The organism is Pedobacter psychrophilus, assembly GCF_001652725.1.
GTDB classification, from domain to species: Bacteria; Bacteroidota; Bacteroidia; order Sphingobacteriales; family Sphingobacteriaceae; genus Pseudopedobacter; species Pseudopedobacter psychrophilus.
The window spans coordinates 333,181-350,596 of the sequence record NZ_LWHJ01000022.1; the positions used below are offsets into that span (position 1 = coordinate 333,181).

Sequence of the window (17,416 nt, forward strand, 5' to 3'; positions counted from 1 at the left end):
ATTAAGACACAAGTAGGGAGATGCAAGTATCAAGACACAAGTATTATGTATCAAAACACAAGTATCGAGATGTAAGTATCCAGACAAATAATCACAACATATTAAATATATTTAAATTAAAAAATTCAACCACCCAAATTATTGATAATCTTATTACTTACTACTAGCCACTAACTACTAATAATGATTAACGAAACTAAGATAGCCTCTTTAATAACTTTGTTAGATGACCCTGACCCTCAGATATTCTCGCAAATAGAAGGCGAATTACTTTCTTATGGCAACGAAGTAATAGGTTATTTGGAAGGTGCCTGGGAAAAATCTTTTGATGCACTTTTGCAAGAGCGTATTGAAAATCTAATACATAAAATTCAATTTATTAATGTAAAAGAAGATTTATCACTATGGTACCAAAGCGGTGGTTTCGACTTATTAAGAGGTTTTATCATCATCAATAAATATCAGTATCCGGATTTGAACGAACAAAAAATCATTAATCAAATTGAGGCAATTAAGAGAGACATTTGGTTGCAGATGATGCAGGAAGGGAGTCCGATTGAAAAAGTAAAATTAATAAACCACGTTTTCTACAATATTTACGGCTTTAGCGGAAATACAGCAAACCATCAAGATCCAAAAAATTCTTATTTAAGTGAGGTTTTAGAAAGCAAAAAAGGGAATCAAATTTCTTTAGCCATTATTTATTCTATCATTGCCCAAAAACTGGATATCCCCATTTATGGTGTAAATCTTCCACAACATTTTATTTTGGCTTACGCCGATAATTTAACAAAATATGATGAAGAAAACGGTATTTTGTTTTATATCAATGTATTTAATAAAGGCTATGTTTTCGGCAAAAAAGATATTGATTTGTTTTTAAAACAGCTAAACATAAATGCTGAGAAATTATTTTATGAACCTTGCTCAAATACAGAAATTTTAAAACGAGTCATAAGAAATTTAATCAGTTCTTACGAAAAGGCTGGTGCAATAGAAAAGTCTGAAGAATTAGTTCAGCTTTTAGAGGTTTTAAAAGATTGATAAAATTGTCTCAATCTTGATTAACAGGATTAAAATCAAAAAAATTCTAATTTCTTCTCATCTTTTAATCAAGAATATCAGACTATAAAAATTTATTCTCTTTCATCCAGTTAATCATCGTAACAAACCACGACTCTTTTGTAGTAGGATTTATCAAACCATAACCATGTCCGCCATTTTGGTACAAATGTAATTCTACTTTTACTCCCGCTTGTTTTAATGCCTTGGTTAAATCTAAACTATTTTCAGACGGAACCGACTTATCATCATTTGCCTGAAAAATAAAAGTTGGGGGTGTATTTTGATTAACCTGAAGCTCGTTAGAATAATAATCTATTTGATCTTGAGCAGCAGTTTTACCTAAAAGATTTTCCCTGGAACCCTTGTGTCCAAATTTTCCCATCGTAACAACTGGATAACCTAAAATAGCAAAATCAGGGCGTAAATTGGTTTTTTTAGGATTATCGACTAAAGATTTTTTATAATGCGTTTCTAAAGTAGATGCCAAATGTCCACCAGCAGAAAAGCCCATAATACCAATTTTGGCGGTGTCTAAATTCCATGTTAAAGCATTCTCCTTAACCATTTTCGTGGCTTGCTGTGCATCTTGTAACGGACCAATTGCTTTATCAATCATGATATCATCAGATGGCAAACGGTATTTTAACACAAATGCCGTAACTCCGTATTTATTAAATTCTTTAGCAATATCATAACCTTCATGTGCGATAGCTAAAATAGCATAACCACCACCTGGGCAAATAATAACGGAGGTTCCATTTGCCTTTCCTTTCTCAGGATAAAATGCAATTAACTGCGGTTTAGATACCTTACTCACTCTAATTTTTCCATCAGCTTTAGAGGTATCGCTCCTTTCAATATAATCGCTATTAGTTTTAGAATTTGGCACCTCTCCAGAATACAAATCCATTATTTGCTGTGCTTCAGTTTTACCAAACATGAATATCAAAAAAAATATGATTAATAACTTTTTCATTTTTATTATTTCTACAATACCTAACCACTTAACAAACTACTCCCCTCCAAACTCCATTAAATAAGCCTTTAAAAACTCATCAATTTCACCATCTAAAACAGCTTGTGCGTTAGAAGTTTCATGGTTTGTCCTCACATCTTTAACCATTTTATAAGGATGCAAAACGTAATTTCTAATTTGGCTTCCCCACTCAATTTTCATTTTACTACCTTCAATGGCATTGGTAATTTCCATTTTTTTGCGCAATTCAATTTCATAAAGTTGAGATTTCAGTAAGCGTAACGCATTTTCTTTATTTTGTAATTGAGAACGGGATTCTTGGTTTTTTATGATAATTCCGGATGGTTTATGGTATAACCGTACCGCCGTTTCTACCTTATTTACATTTTGTCCACCTGCACCGCCAGATCTAAAAGTTTCAAATTCCACATCTGCAGGGTTAATGTCAATCTCTATTGTGTCATCCACCAAAGGGTAAACATAAACCGAAGCAAAAGAAGTATGGCGTTTAGCATTGGCATCAAAAGGCGAGATTCGTACCAAACGATGCACCCCATTTTCTCCCTTTAAATATCCGTACGAGAAATCACCGTCAAATTGTAGGGTAACTGTTTTTATACCCGCTACATCACCTACTTGGTAATCTTGTTCGGTGACTTTGTAGCCGTTTTTTTGGCCCCACATGGTATACATCCGCATCAACATGGCTGCCCAATCGCAACTTTCTGTACCGCCCGCACCAGAAGTTATTTGTAAAACCGCACTCAATTGATCTTCTTCTGCAGAAAGCATATTTTTGAATTCCAAATCATCCAAAGCTGCTAATGTTTGCTCATATTGAGCCTTCATTTCCTCTTCAGTTGCTTCTCCGCCCTGTAAAAATTCTAGCATTACAGCACTATCCTCAACTGCGGCATCAGCTTTTTCATAAGCATCTGTCCAGCTTTTTTTTAATTTGATAGCATGTAAAAGTTTTTCTGCCGCTTTAGGATCATCCCAAAAACTGGGTTGTAGCGTTTTTTCTTGTTCTTCTTTTAATGATAATAATTTCGCATCTACGTCAAAGATGCCTCCTCAGAGACGTTACCCTGTCTCTCAAATCCTGAAGTTGTTCTTTTGTCATGCGGCAAAGATATTAAATGTAGGTAATTTAAAAGTAGAAGATTATAAATTTAATGACTGCGTTTATTTTAGGATAGATTTATCATAATATATGATTAATAATTATTTGGGCGTTTTATCCGCCAGCTGGCGGATTACGCTATATCTTTTTTCTTGAAAAAGAAAAAAACCTGCCCAACTACTGGCGGGGATGCCGCTTCAATCGTTAACGCAATACTAATCTTAAAGCTTTGATTTACTTTTAAAGTTTTTGGAAATAGTTATAATGGCAGTTAGTTTAAACTAAAATACCCAATCCATTATTATATTGGTAATTGTGGAAAGTCTTTCCAGTTTTTGTCGCAATATCCTGTACAGCGTGTTTAACTCCTTTAAAACTTTTTGTATCATGGAAAATCGCCATTTTGCTGTGTTCCGCGGCCCACAATCCACATTCAAATGTTTCTTTATAATTATGAATTATATCAACATGAATTAAATCAAATTTTTCATTATTATTCTTTATATAATCTTTATAATCTGCTTTAATCAATTTTATATTTGGCCATGGCTTAACTTTATCAATCATATCTTTATAATCATCATCATGTAAACCAGCATGAGAGTCTCCAGTAAAAATATCTACTCCCACAACATCTTTAAAATAATTGGCAAAAACTGTAGTAGAAAAGCCAAACTCAACTCCAAATTCTAAACATTTATTTGTTGGGATGTTAAATTTTTGAATCAATTCTGGAATTAAGGCGTCAAGTCCTCTCCAAGCCGAATCATATAGTAAATATTTATCATTTGGAAGATATGCAAAATCCTTAGGTATAAAAGGAATAGCACTCTCTCTCTTTCTTAATAAAGTTGGTAACCACATCATAAATATTAATCTTTTATTTTTAAGCCGAATAAATAAGGTATAGCATATAAAAGTCTTAAGCTTCCTTTTTTTCGTTTAAAGCTAAAAATTTTTTGATTGTATTTAATGATAAAATAAAATAACTTAAATGAAAAATATTGTTTCTTTCTTTTTTCTAGTAAGGATTTAAATTTTTCAAACTCAAATAGATGATTATTGTATTCAATTTCACTAAGCTTCTTTGTTCTATTTATTAAATTCTGATTCTTTAAAATTGAATTTGATTTTGTTTTTTCTTTTACTTTCAGTTTTAACAAATCTGTTTCAGATTTATGATGTTGTCTATAATTAACCAATATAGATGGTTCATAAACAATTTTTCCTTTACAAGCAGCTACATAACTAATCCAACAATCATGATGAACAATTTCAGGAAGGGGTAAAATGAAACTTTTTAAAGACTTTTTAAATGCTAAAGCGTGACCTGAAATTCCATTAAATAACAAGAAAGACAATGGAGTAACTTGCTCTGATAAAGTAAATCTATCACTTGCTTTTCTATTTAAAGATTCACCGTTTTGATTAATAAATAGTGAATCGTGAAAAACAAGTTCTACATCATTTTTATATGTTTGAGAAACTTTAGAAAGCTTATTTTCATCCCAAACATCATCTTGATCACTTAAAAAGATAATTTCGCCTTTACAGTGTGATATTGCTTTTTCAAAGTTTCTGATGTAACCTTGATTAGTATTGTTTTTTAACAATATTATTCTTTTGTCTTTCTGAGCAAAATTTTCAAGAATTGCTAAAGTCTTATCAGTCGAACAATCGTCAGAAATTATGAGTTCAAAGTTTTTATAGGTCTGTTTTAATATAGAATGGACTTGTTCAGAAATAAACTCGTCCCCATTATAGCTACATAATGCTATCGATAATAGAGGTTCATATATTTCTATCATTTTTAATCCTTTTCAAAACTTTGCATGGCAATCAGTTTTTGGTACAAACCGCCTTTATTCATTAAACTTTCATGGTTGCCTTGTTCTACAATTTCTCCATTTTCTAATACAATAATCACATCAGCGTTTTGAATAGTTGTTAATCTATGTGCAATGACCAAAGTTGTTCTATTTTCCATTAAATGGTCTAAAGCTTCTTGAACTAACTTCTCTGATTCTGTGTCTAAGGCAGAAGTGGCCTCATCTAACAACATAATTGGAGGATTACCTAAAACAGCTCTAGCAATACAAATACGTTGTTTTTGTCCGCCCGAAAGTTTAATTCCTCTGTCGCCGATATTAGTTACATATCCTTCATCGGTTTTTAAAATGAATTCATGTGCATTTGCAATTTTTGCCGCATTTTCAACATCGGCTTTGCCAAAACCTTCCCGACCAAAAACGATATTATTATAAATGGTATCATTAAAAAGAATAGATTCCTGATTAACTATCCCCATTAAATCCCTTAAATTATGCTGAGAAAGGTTTTTAATATTTATGCCATCAATAAGAATTTCGCCTGCAGATGGATCGGAAAAACGAGGAATCAAATCTAATAAAGTAGATTTTCCTCCACCTGATGGACCTACCAAAGCAATGGTTTTACCTTTTTTAATATCTAAGTTTATATTATTCAAGATTTTTTTATCGCCATAAAAAAAGTCAACATCTTTAAATTTCACTTCCGATTTAAAATCATTTATAAACTCTGGTTTTGCAATATCATTAACTAAAGGTTTGGTGTCAATTAAATTTAATACTCTTTCGCCAGCGGCTAAACCTTGATTAATGTTGCTGAAAGAATCTGAAATGGCTTTCGCCGGTCGCATTAATTGTGAAAACGCACCTATGTAAGTGATAAAGCCAGCTGCTGTTATACTGGCGTCTTTATCCAATACCAAAGAACCTCCATAAATTAAAATCCCCGCAAGGGTTAAAACACCTAAAAATTCAGAAGTGGGAGAAGCTAATTGTTGTCGCCTAGCTATAGAGCGATTGATATTAGAATATTTTGTATTTTCTTGATTAAATTTATTTTGGATATATGGTAAAGCATTAAAAGCCTTAACTATCCTCATTCCACTTATCGCTTCATCAACCTGACTTACCATTACACCGAAAGAGTTTTGGGCTTCTGAAGCTTGAGCTTTTAATTTTTTAACAATTCTGGCAATTACAAATCCAGAAACAGGTAGAAGCAGTAAAGTAAATAATGTCAATTTTGCCGAGATCGAGAACAACAAAATCATGTAGCCAATAATTAAAAAAGGCTCTCTAAAAATAACTTGAAGCGTATTTGTAATGCAAAATTGAACTACTTGTACATCTGAGGTGATTTTTGCAATAATATCTCCTTTTCTTTCGCTATTAAAAAAATGAAGATGTAAAATGGTTACAGAATCAAAAACTCTTTTCCTCAAATTTTGTAGCGTGAAAATTCTTAAATCTTCCATAATCCTTTGAGATAGATATCTAAAAACATTACTAAAGAAAACGCAAACCACTAAAGTTATAGCTACAAAAATTAAGGCTCCTTTTTCTCCATTTTGTTGTGTAAATGCATTTAAATAATAATGAAAAACATCAGAAAAATATTGAAAAGTGCCATCAAAACGTGGTAGTTGAGTGATTTGAGTTGTAAGATTTTTATCAGCAGGTTGGAAAAGCACATTTAAAACCGGCATTAATAGAGAGAAAACTAAGGTATTAAAAATGGCATACAAAAGCGTAAATATGAAATAAGGAAAAGCAAATCTTCCAATTGGTTTTGCAAATGATAAAAGTCTGAAGTAGGTTTTCATTTATTTTAAAATGCCAAATGTACCGATTTTATAAAACATCAACACTTTCCCTTTGATGAAGCAAGTAATAAAAGAGTAAAAAACTGGTAAAGCCAATTTGTAATTGAAAAAAATCGTCAATTAAAAAAACTGTGCTAGTTGTAATTAATAAATAAGTTAAAAATTGATCGTCTTTTATGGATTGAAATAAATTTTTAAACCATAAAAACGCCCATATTGAAAATGAAAAAATCCCAAAGGAAGTAAGATAAAATAGATATTGATTGTGTACAAAAACCCGATTTTCTGGCATTAGCAAATAAGCTTCAATCTCGTATTGTTTTTTCATTTCATCGCCTAAATCTGCTGGGGCAACTCCTAACCAGAAATTTTTTTTGATGATCTTCAAATTGTTTAAGGTTGCCGCATAACGTTGTGCAATAGAGTGATCGTTATAATTTTCATGATTAATGATACGCGAGATGTCTGATTTAGTAGATTCTATTTTTAGGTTTAAAGGTTTTATAAATAAACAGCACAAACTGAAAACTAGAATAAATAATACTCCAAACCCTAAAACCTGCGACTTATTTTTTACTGTAATTAATAGTTTAATAATATGATAGCAAACAAGTATGTAAAAACAGAAAACACCAGTTCTGTAAGCTAAGATATGTATTGTGGCAATTAGAAAAACGAATAAGGCTATCCAAAGTGGTTTGAGTTCTTCTTTGGTTTGTGTTAAAACGTATGAACATATTATTGCAACAACGATCAAATAAGCAAATTGATAATGAACAACTCCAGTAATTGCAGGTATTGCTTTTGCATTAATTATCAATTGTTTGTTAAACTCATAATTATTAAAAAAAGTGATTAACGTCCCTAAGCAAACTAAACTTGTTACGATTACAAATGCTTTTAATATAAAATCTATATGCTTTTTTGAGGTTTGGTGTTGAGAAAAGAAAAAAGGGATGATAATAAAGGATAGCTGTAAAAAAAGTAATTGTTTTAAAACAGAGAAGTTTTGGGTGAAAAAAAAACTTATTAGGAAAAGTAAATAAGTAAATAAATAAATTAAATACTGTGGTTTTATTAAATTTTTGAGTTTGTCTTTTTGAAAATCGACTAAAGCTATAAAAGCCAAAAGGCCGGTACCAATACTAATCATTGCTCTCGAAAAATATAACCCAATGACAATAATCAGCAAGATTACCGAGATTATTATAGACTTATTTTTCTTGAATGAATCTTTCAATTGATGGTCTCAATTTTTTGCCCTTTAATCATTTCTCTAATTTCTAAAAATACATCTGAAACAGTTTTATTTGAGTGGTGAATTGCCATTAGCTCTCTAAAATCAGATTTGTATTTATCCAACTCTATCTTTTTTTTAATTAAACTTTTATAGGCTTTTATTTTATAACGATTAAAACAAAATACAGAAGGGATTAGATCTGTTATAATGATTTGAATAAGCCAAAGAAATAAATCAAATCCATCATAATGTAAATAATGAGCAAAATACTTATTCCTAAAATAGATGTTTTTTATCCAATATTTTTTTTCATAGTTTTTTGTACTCCCAGAAATTTCATGTTTACAAACTGATTCGTGGTGATAATAGCATTTCCAGCCTAATCGCCACGCCCTTAATGATAATTCAAAATCTTCTCCATAAAAAGGACTAAACAGTTCGTTAAATCCTTTTAATTCTTTTAATTTTTTTGAATCAATTAAAGCAATTGCACCGCTTAAATATAGAGTAGGAGTTAAAAAGTCTTTATCATCTATATAAAAGAAATGACTAGGTTTTATTTTTTTTCCAGATATTATTGGTAACCTCGCTGAATCTTGAATTATATCGTCATTCATTCCAATAATCCTACCCATTACGCCAAAAGTATCCTCTTTTTCAAAGCATTTAAATATGGTCTGGAAATAGTTTGGAGTTAATAAAACATCGGTATTTAGCAAAAAAATGATTTCAAATTTTGATGCATGTATACCAATATTACAAGTTTTAGAAAAACCACCGTTTTCCTTTTTTTCTATAATTGTTATTTTGTCATTATAATTTTTTTTTAAAAAAGACACGGAATTATCTGTAGAAGCATCATCAACAATGATAATTTCATACTTACATTTTAAACTTTTAAAAATTTCTAAATTTTTCTCAAAGTATTTCTCAAATAGATGCTTTCCATTATAATTAGGTAAGATGATTGAAAGTCCATCCATTAATTGATTTTTTTATAATTTTTATATTCAAACAATCTGTAACCTGTTAGTTCCTCAATCCATTTCAAAAATTTTCTTCTTAAAGGCATTTGCTTTTTTAATAAAGATGGGTCTTTATCAAACTTCCAATTTGTTTTTTCTATTCTAGATAACATAACTGCAGGATGTGTGCCTTCAAAGCGTTTCAATTCATCTGCATTGCCAAAATCAAAATCTGTTGAGACAGGATGATTTTCATTAATCCATTCATCATCATGATAATATTTATTGAAGTTACGAACCTTATTTTTTAAACCAATTGGAGGTTTTACCCAACCATAATGATAAATATAAGCGTCAATTTCTTTCACTTTTATTTTCCTATCATTTAATCTAAAACCTTGTGCATCACGATAGGAATGAATGTCTTTTAAATTTTTTATGACTCTAATTTCTTTTCTATACCAACGCCTGGAAGAGGCAAAGAAATCATAAGAAGCATAAAAATGGATGTATTTTAAAAGCAAACCCTCTACTTTTTCATCGTTTAGGTTTTGTTCCATCTCCTTTCTTAAAGTAGCATGATATTTCTCATGGATAACCTCATCGCCTTGAATGTAAATGGCCCAATCGCTATTATCGGCTATAGCCATAAAAGCTTTATCAGTTTCTAACGCAAAAACTTTTCCTCCTTCACGTAAATCATCTTCCCAAACCGTATCAATAATTTTAATTTTATAAGATTTTATGCCTCTAATTAAATCTAAAGTATCATCGTTAGAATTTCCATGAGCAACTATGAATTCATCGCATAGTGGCAATACAGAAGAAATAGCCTCTACAATAGGATAATCATTTTGAGATGCGTTTCTAATAAAAGTAAAACCGCTAACTTTCATTTAAGGGGATAAAAGAATTAAATTTGAAAAGATAATAAATACGTTTATTTGTAACAAAGATACTGTTAATGTTGAAAATGAATAATCAATTGCTTACAAAGCTTAAAAATGGAGATGTAAAATCTTTAGCTAGGCTTTTAACAATTGTAGAAAATAATTTGGCTTTCGCCGATGAGTATCTAAAATCTTTAAAAATCAAAAACACTCCAGTAATTGGAATTACAGGGCCGCCAGGAGCAGGTAAAAGCACATTAGTGAATGCTTTATTAATTGAGTTAGCTCAAAAATATAAAATTGCCATTCTAGCTATTGATCCTACTTCTCCTTTTAATTTAGGATCATTACTGGGAGACAGGATTAGGATGGTTTCTCAATTTAATAATCCTAATGTCTATATCCGTTCAATTGCTACTCGAGGTTCTTTAGGCGGCTTATCTGTAAAAACAATTGAGATGGTAGATGTCTTAAAAGCTGCTGATTTTGACTATATTTTTATAGAAACTGTTGGTGTGGGGCAATCGGAAGTGGAAGTGGCTGGATTAGCAGATATTAGTATAGTAGTTTTAGTGCCAGAAGCTGGAGATGATATTCAAAGTATCAAATCTGGTTTGATGGAGATTGCAGATATTTTTGTTGTTAATAAATCTGATAGAGAAGGGGCGCAAACTTTTGCCAATCATTTAAAAAAAATGGTGCATCAACAAACGTATAACATTCCTGTAATTTGTACTGTTGCACATCAAAATAAAGGTTTAGAAGATTTAGTTAAAGAAATTAAACAATTTAAAATCAAAAAAAATAATAGAAAACCTTATTTATTAATGGAGAAAGCCTGGCGGTTAATTCAAAATGAAAAGATGAAAAGTATTAAAAAAGAAAAGCTTCAGCAAGAAATTGCTGAAGCTTCGTTGGAGTTAAATTTTAATTTCTATCAGTTTATAGAAAAATTTAAGAATTCATAATTTCCTCAATTTCATCAGCTTCTATAGGGATTTTAGCCATTAAATCTATCGGGCCATTATCTGTAATTAAAATATCGTTTTCTAATCTTATTCCTAAACCTTCGCTCCTTATATATATACCAGGTTCACAAGTCAAAATATTTCCAACTGCAAATGATTCATATCTGCTAGCAAAATCATGTACATCTAAACCCAAATGATGAGAAGTACCATGCATAAAGAATTTTTTATAGGCAGGCAATTTTGAATCTTGTTTTTCTACATCATGTTTATCTAAAAGTCCTAATTTTAACAATTCAGCAGTCATTATTTTCCCAACTTCTTCATGGTAGTTGTTCCAAATGGTTCCAGAAACTAGCATTTTGGTAGATTCCTTCATTACATATAAAACAGAATTATACACATCTTTCTGTCTTTTAGTAAATTTTCCATTTACAGGAATACTACGGCTTAAATCAGCATTATAGTTAGCATACTCAGCTCCAAAATCAAATAATATTACGTCACCATCATTACATTTTTCTTGATTATCATTATAATGGAGTATACAAGCATTTTTGCCCGAGGCTATGATAGGAGAATAAGCATGCCCGGTTGCCTGTTGTTTTAAGAATTCATGAATTATTTCTGCTTCAATTTCATATTCATTTACGCCAGGTTTTACAAATTTTAATACCCTTTTGAAAGCATCATTTGTAATATCACAAGCTTTTTGGGTATAAAAAATTTCAATTTCTGATTTTATTGGTCTTAATTCTCTAAAAATTAGAGCAGCTCTTTCATATTTATGCAAAGGATATTTAGATTTTATTTCATCAATAAATCTTAAATCTTTATAGGGTACAATTGGGGCATATCTATCATTTTCATTGGTATTAATATATATGAAAGTAGCATAATGGATTATTGAAGAAAATATGTTCCAAAATTCATCTATCCAAAAAATATTTTCTATACCTGATATTGCCCTTGCTTCTTCTTTTGTAAACTTATGACCCTCCCAAACCGCTATGTGCTCATTTGTCTGTCTTAAAAACAGGACTTCTTTGTATAACGGATTAGGACAATCAGGAAAAATAAGAAGTAAACATTGTTCTTGATCTAAGCCAGTAAGGTAAAAAAAATCTGGATTTTGCTTAAAATTATATATCTGATCACCACTTCTAGGATATTCATCATTTGTATTGATTATAGCTAGTCCATTATTTTTTATTTTACTCGAAAAGTTCTTCCTGTTATGTTTAAACAATTGATCATTTGTTATTTTTACTTTCATTATAATAGATTTTTATTTTTACTTTAATTATTTTAAAGTATTTTTGCGATGATTGTAAGTTTGGAACGAAGTTTGAATATTTGCTGAAGTCAAACTTATAGTTAATTTTACAAATAATTACGCAATTAAGAATTGTTAACCTTAAAAAAAAAAATGATGAATTATTCTACATTAAAAAAAACAGTTGCTTTGTCTCTTGCTACTGCTTTTGCTGTAGCAGCAAATGCACAAGACACAATGCCAACTACAACAAGTTCTGCCAAAATGTTTGGTGGGAGATCTCAATACCGAACTTGGACATTAGGTATTAACGGCGGTGGTACAGTTCCAGTTGTTGTTACTGGCGGTACAAACGATTTCGGAAGAAACGTTGAGTTTGGTGAATATACAGTTGGTGCTTATTACGGACTTAGCTTAAGAAAGCAATTAGGTCATGTTTTTGGTTTACAAGGTAATATCTACAGAGGTCATGTAGTTTCTTATAATAAAAATTCTGGTACTGGTTTATTTGGTGGATCCGGTCCTTATAGCTCTACAAAAACAAAGGTACAGTATGACGCTAATTTAGCTGGTGTATTTACATTAGGTTCTATAGATTTTTTACAAAGAAAAAACGTTATTAATTTTTACGGAACTTTGGGTTATGGAATTATTGCTTATAACCCAGTAACTTATAGAAGTTATGATGTTGCTGCTGGTTCTATAGACAATAAAGGTAAATATGGTTCAGCTGGTGATAATAATGATTACATCAGAGAAGCTTATATTCCTGTTGGAGCTGGCGTTAAGTTTAAATTAAGCGATAGAGTTGCTTTAGACCTAGGATACCAAGCTAACTTTATTGATGGTGATAATTTTGATGGAGTTTATGCTGGTGGAACTTCTAAAGATAAATTTTCTCTTGCTCATGCAGGTTTAGAATTTTCTTTAGGATCTGCTTCAAAACCAGATTTAACTTGGTCTAACCCAATCGCAATGATGTATGATGAATTAAAAGATCCTACATTACGTCAAGAAGTTGAAGCTTTAAAAGGTCGTGTTACTAATGTTGAACAAGCTGTTCAAGATATGAAGAAAGATACTGATGGCGATGGTGTTGCTGATTATTTAGACAAATGTCCTAATACTCCAGCAGGTGCTAAAGTTGATGGTGCTGGATGTGAATTAGATACTGATGGTGATGGTGTTCCAGATTGGAAAGACAAATGTCCAGTAGAAAAAGGAACTGTAGAATTAAATGGTTGTCCTGCAATGGGAACTGCAACAATGAATGGTGTTAATAACATCCAATTCGAATTTAATTCTTCAGTGTTAAGAACTTCTTCTTATTCAACATTAGATCAAGTTTCCTCTTCAATGAGAGCTGATAATGCAATGATGTTACAATTAGATGGTCATGCTTCTGCAGAAGGAACTGATGCTTACAACATGCAATTATCATTAGATAGAGCAAATGCAGTAAAAACTTACCTAGTTAATTCAGGAGTTGATGCTAAGAAAATTGCTACTAAAGGTTATGGCGAAACTCGTCCGGTTGCTTCAAATGCTACTGAAGAAGGTCGTCAAGCTAACCGTCGTGTAGAGTTTAGACAAAATTAATTAGATTTTTTAATCTATATTTAAGGGAGTCCGTTTTCGGACTCCCTTTTTTTATTTATAAATTTATAGTATGTATTTTTTTAGAAAGAAAGATCCAGCTAGACCGGATAATTTTAATTTAAGGGCAATGCACTTTATCAACAAACTAGCAATTGTAGTTTTTTTAATAGGTGTAATATGGAAATTGATAGATATTTTAATTCTAAAAAATTAAATCATGAAAAAAATTATAACAACAGAAAATTCTCCCGCCCCAATTGGTCCCTACAGCCAAGCAGTTTTAGCTCATGATACATTATATATATCTGGTCAAATTGCTATCGATCCAGTATCAGGAAAAATAATCGATAAATCGATAGAAGAAGAAACACATCAAGTGATGAAAAATCTCAAAGCTGTGTTAGAATCAACGGGTTATTCATTTAATAACATAGTAAAAACTTCTATTTTTTTGAGTGATATGGATTTCTTTACAGGCGTTAATCAAGTTTATGGACAATATTTTGACGGTGAATTTCCGGCTAGAGAAACTTTAGCAGTAAAAACTTTACCAAAAAATGTTAACGTAGAAATTTCTGCAATTGCTGTAAAATTCTAATGAGTAAAAAAGCTTTAGGTTTAATATCAGCATTATCTGCAAATGTTATTTGGGCTTTTATGTCCATACCTTTAAGGTTAATTAAAACTCATCATGCAGATCAAATTCTATACTATAGAATTATAACCTGTTTTGTAATATGCTTGATTTATACGTTCGCTTTTAATAGTAACGATTTTAGAAAGGATATTAATAATATTAAGCAGCTAGATTCCAAAAATCTTAGATTTACTTTAATACTAATTTTGCTTTCTGGTGTATTTATCACTTTAAATTGGTTTACATTTATTTATGTAGTAAATAATATTAATGTTAAATCAGCTGCATTTGCTTATATGGTTTGTCCGTTAATAACAGCATTAGGGGCTTATTTTATTTTAAAAGAGCATTTAAGTACAATAAAATTTACCGGAATTGGTATTGCAATTATATCAATTATACTATTATCGAATGCATCAGTAACAGATACTTTGTGGGCTGTGTTAACTGCGTTTTTTTACGCATTTTTCCTTATTATTCAAAGGAAGATACAAGGTATTAACAAAATAAATATGCTGTTTTTTCAGCTTATCATTGCACTAATTATTATCATACCTTTATTGATAATATTTCCTCAACCTTTTCCAATTGATCCAATATTTTGGTTCAGCATCGTTATAATTGCAATTGTATTTACAATTCTACCTCTATTATTAAGCCTGTTCGCATTAGAAAGTTTACCATCAGCTACGGTAGGTATTTTAATTTATATTAACCCAGTTGTCTCATTTAGTATTGCTTTTTTTTATTTTGATGAAAGTGTAAAATTATATCAGGTATTTGCATATTTACTTTTAATTTTTGCCGTTCTGTTATTCAATTCTAAAATCCTTTTACAAGGCTTTAATAAAATCAGAAATTATAATTTAAATAAAAAAACTGCCACCCTTGAATGACCAAATACTTACAAGTCCAATTGAGTATTTAAAAGGAGTTGGACCTCAAAGGGCAGAAATTCTTAAGAAGGAATTAGGGATTTATAATTATTCTGATTTATTAAATCATTATCCATTTAGGTATATTGATAGAACAAAATTTTATAAAATTAATGAAGTCAATCTAGACTTACCTTCTATACAAATATTAGTTCGGTTAAAATCATTTGAAGTAATTGGAGAAAAGAGAACAAAAAGGTTAATAGCTCAAGCTAATGATGATACTGGCGAAATTGAATTAGTTTGGTTTCAAGGTATATCATGGGTTCAAAAAAATCTTAAACTAAATCATGTATATACAATCTTTGGAAAAGCTACCTTTTTTAATGGAAAGACTCAGATGGCCCATCCAGAACTTGAGATTTACAATAAAAATGCTTTAAACAAAGGAAACTTAACATTACAACCAATATATTCTTCTACAGAAAAACTCAAACAATATAGTTTAGATAGTAAAGGAATTCAGAAAATAATTACAGGATTATTTGACATTTGTATTCCTCAAGTACAAGATCAATTGCCTTCTTATTTACTTGAAAAGTATAAACTTTTTAATAGGCATCAAGCTATTCAACATATTCATTTCCCAAAAGATAATAACTATCTAAAAAAAGCACAAGCCACTTTAAAGTTTGAGGAATTATTTAATATTCAATTTAGAATGTTAAAAGCAAAAATGTTAAGAACTCAAAAATTTAAAGGAAACATTTTTAATAATGTAGGAGATAAGTTCAATTATTTCTACACTAATTTGTTACCTTTTGATTTAACAAATGCACAAAAAAAAGTAATTAAAGAGATTAGATTGGATACTCAAAGAGGTATTCAAATGAATAGGTTGGTACAAGGTGACGTAGGTTCTGGAAAAACTATTGTTGCGTTAATGACAATGTTATTAGCAATTGATAACGGATATCAAACCTGTTTAATGGCTCCAACAGAAATTTTAGCAACTCAGCATTATCATTCTTTAAAATCTTTATTAAGAGATGATTTTGTTTCTATTGCTTTGTTAACGGGCTCAACAAAGAAAAAAGAAAGGAGAGTAATTTCAGAAAATTTAGAATCGGGTCATCTTTTAATTTTAATCGGCACTCACGCTTTAATTGAAGACCCAGTAAAGTTTAAGAATTTAGGTTTTGCAGTTATTGATGAGCAACATAGATTTGGTGTGGAGCAAAGAGCAAAACTTTGGAAGAAGAATATTATTCCTCCTCATATTTTGGTAATGACTGCTACTCCTATTCCACGCACATTAGCAATGACTCTTTATGGTGATTTAGATGTTTCTGTAATTGATGAATTGCCTGCTGGAAGAAAACCAATTGAAACTAGACATCTTTTTGAAAACCAAAGATTGAGAATGTTTGGTTTTATGAAACAAGAAATAGCTAAAGGAAGGCAAGTTTATATCGTTTATCCTTTAATACAAGAAAGTGCTAAGCTTGATTTAAAAAACTTAATGGATGGTGTGGATACAATGAGTAGAGAATTTCCTTTGCCCGATTATAGAATTAGTATCGTACATGGGCAGTTAAAACCATCTGAGAAAGAATTTGAAATGCAGCGTTTTGTTAGGGGTGAAACTCAAATAATGGTTGCAACTACAGTGATTGAAGTTGGTGTAAATGTGCCAAATGCTTCTGTGATGATTATTGAAAATGCTGAACGATTTGGTTTATCCCAATTACATCAATTACGAGGCCGAGTAGGTAGAGGTGCAGAGCAATCTTATTGTATTTTAATGTCTGGAGAAAAATTGAGCAAAGATGGCAGAATAAGATTAGAGACTATGGTAAGAAGTAATGATGGTTTTGAAATAGCGGAGATAGATTTACAACTACGTGGTCCAGGAAATATTGAAGGCAAGCAGCAGAGTGGAATTATGGATTTAAAATTAGCAGATTTAACTACTGATCAGGCCATTTTGCATGAAGCAAGGTTAAGTGTTTTAGAAATATTTGAAAAAGACCCAAATCTAGAAATGGAAGAGCATCAAGTTTTGAAAACCCAAAATTTCAACTCTGTAACAGGAATCATGCTAAATAAAATATCCTGATATTTTAATAATTCAATACATTTACAATCTT

General features: G+C 30.6%; 16 protein-coding genes. 7 read left to right on the top strand and 9 right to left on the bottom strand.

Annotated elements, in window-relative coordinates; genetic code table 11:
- The first annotated feature begins 183 nt into the window (after window positions 1-183).
- Window positions 184-1,044, top strand: coding sequence for a transglutaminase-like domain-containing protein (locus tag A5893_RS06245; protein ID WP_198342284.1), 861 nt, complete (start codon window positions 184-186; stop codon window positions 1,042-1,044).
- 82 nt (window positions 1,045-1,126) lie between these two features.
- On the opposite strand, the gene A5893_RS06250 is transcribed toward A5893_RS06245, so the two are convergent.
- From A5893_RS06250 to A5893_RS06285, 8 genes are all read right to left on the bottom strand, one after another.
- Entirely contained in the window at window positions 1,127-2,041 is a 915-nt protein-coding gene (locus A5893_RS06250; protein WP_068821695.1) for an alpha/beta hydrolase, read from the bottom strand.
- 36 nt (window positions 2,042-2,077) lie between these two features.
- A protein-coding gene (prfB, locus tag A5893_RS06255) for a peptide chain release factor 2 (RefSeq protein WP_157687491.1) occupies window positions 2,078-3,164 on the bottom strand; the annotation gives its coding sequence in 2 pieces (ribosomal slippage) (window positions 2,078-3,103 and window positions 3,105-3,164; 1,086 coding nt in all).
- A gap of 276 nt (window positions 3,165-3,440) precedes the next feature.
- A complete protein-coding gene (locus tag A5893_RS06260; protein WP_082911353.1) occupies window positions 3,441-4,031 on the bottom strand; it encodes a class I SAM-dependent methyltransferase in 591 nt (196 codons plus the stop codon).
- 5 nt (window positions 4,032-4,036) lie between these two features.
- The gene (locus A5893_RS06265) at window positions 4,037-4,972 is read right to left on the bottom strand and encodes a glycosyltransferase family 2 protein (protein WP_068821698.1); all 936 of its coding nucleotides are present in this window, start codon (window positions 4,970-4,972) and stop codon (window positions 4,037-4,039) included.
- Between the two features lie 2 nt (window positions 4,973-4,974).
- Complete coding sequence (locus A5893_RS06270; protein WP_068821699.1) at window positions 4,975-6,816, bottom strand: ABC transporter ATP-binding protein; 1,842 nt, start codon at window positions 6,814-6,816, stop codon at window positions 4,975-4,977.
- Window positions 6,817-6,844: 28 nt separating this feature from the next.
- The gene (locus A5893_RS06275) at window positions 6,845-7,969 is read right to left on the bottom strand and encodes an O-antigen ligase family protein (protein WP_068821700.1); all 1,125 of its coding nucleotides are present in this window, start codon (window positions 7,967-7,969) and stop codon (window positions 6,845-6,847) included.
- Window positions 7,970-8,052: 83 nt separating this feature from the next.
- On the bottom strand, window positions 8,053-9,039 hold the full coding sequence (locus tag A5893_RS06280; RefSeq protein ID WP_068821701.1) for a glycosyltransferase family 2 protein: 987 nt from the start codon (window positions 9,037-9,039) through the stop codon (window positions 8,053-8,055).
- Window positions 9,039-9,917, bottom strand: a complete 879-nt coding sequence (locus A5893_RS06285) for a glycosyl transferase (RefSeq protein WP_068821702.1) — start codon at window positions 9,915-9,917, stop codon at window positions 9,039-9,041. Before A5893_RS06285 ends, A5893_RS06280 begins: the two co-directional genes overlap by 1 nt.
- Before the next feature lie 77 nt (window positions 9,918-9,994).
- On the opposite strand from A5893_RS06285, the gene meaB reads away from it, so the two are divergent.
- Window positions 9,995-10,879, top strand: coding sequence for a methylmalonyl Co-A mutase-associated GTPase MeaB (meaB, locus tag A5893_RS06290; RefSeq protein WP_068822100.1), 885 nt, complete (start codon window positions 9,995-9,997; stop codon window positions 10,877-10,879).
- Here meaB and A5893_RS06295 read toward each other — a convergent pair.
- Window positions 10,866-12,155, bottom strand: coding sequence for an aminopeptidase P family protein (locus tag A5893_RS06295; protein ID WP_068821703.1), 1,290 nt, complete (start codon window positions 12,153-12,155; stop codon window positions 10,866-10,868). The two genes, meaB and A5893_RS06295, sit on opposite strands and share 14 nt — an antisense overlap.
- 153 nt (window positions 12,156-12,308) lie before the next feature.
- Between A5893_RS06295 and A5893_RS06300 the strand changes: the two genes are divergently transcribed.
- The 5 genes from A5893_RS06300 to recG all read left to right on the top strand — a co-directional run bounded on the left by A5893_RS06300 (window position 12,309) and on the right by recG (window position 17,385).
- Entirely contained in the window at window positions 12,309-13,754 is a 1,446-nt protein-coding gene (locus A5893_RS06300) for an OmpA family protein (RefSeq protein ID WP_394330781.1), read from the top strand.
- A gap of 70 nt (window positions 13,755-13,824) precedes the next feature.
- Window positions 13,825-13,968 (top strand): DUF6728 family protein, encoded by a 144-nt coding sequence (locus A5893_RS18235; RefSeq protein ID WP_317040580.1) that lies wholly within the window; start codon window positions 13,825-13,827, stop codon window positions 13,966-13,968.
- 3 nt (window positions 13,969-13,971) lie between these two features.
- Window positions 13,972-14,352: a RidA family protein gene (locus A5893_RS06305; protein ID WP_068821704.1), complete on the top strand. Its 381-nt coding sequence runs from the start codon at window positions 13,972-13,974 to the stop codon at window positions 14,350-14,352.
- The gene (locus A5893_RS06310) at window positions 14,352-15,287 is read left to right on the top strand and encodes an EamA family transporter (protein ID WP_068821705.1); all 936 of its coding nucleotides are present in this window, start codon (window positions 14,352-14,354) and stop codon (window positions 15,285-15,287) included. Before A5893_RS06305 ends, A5893_RS06310 begins: the two co-directional genes overlap by 1 nt.
- Complete coding sequence (recG, locus tag A5893_RS06315; protein ID WP_068821706.1) at window positions 15,280-17,385, top strand: ATP-dependent DNA helicase RecG; 2,106 nt, start codon at window positions 15,280-15,282, stop codon at window positions 17,383-17,385. Before A5893_RS06310 ends, recG begins: the two co-directional genes overlap by 8 nt.
- Window positions 17,386-17,416 lie beyond the last annotated feature (31 nt).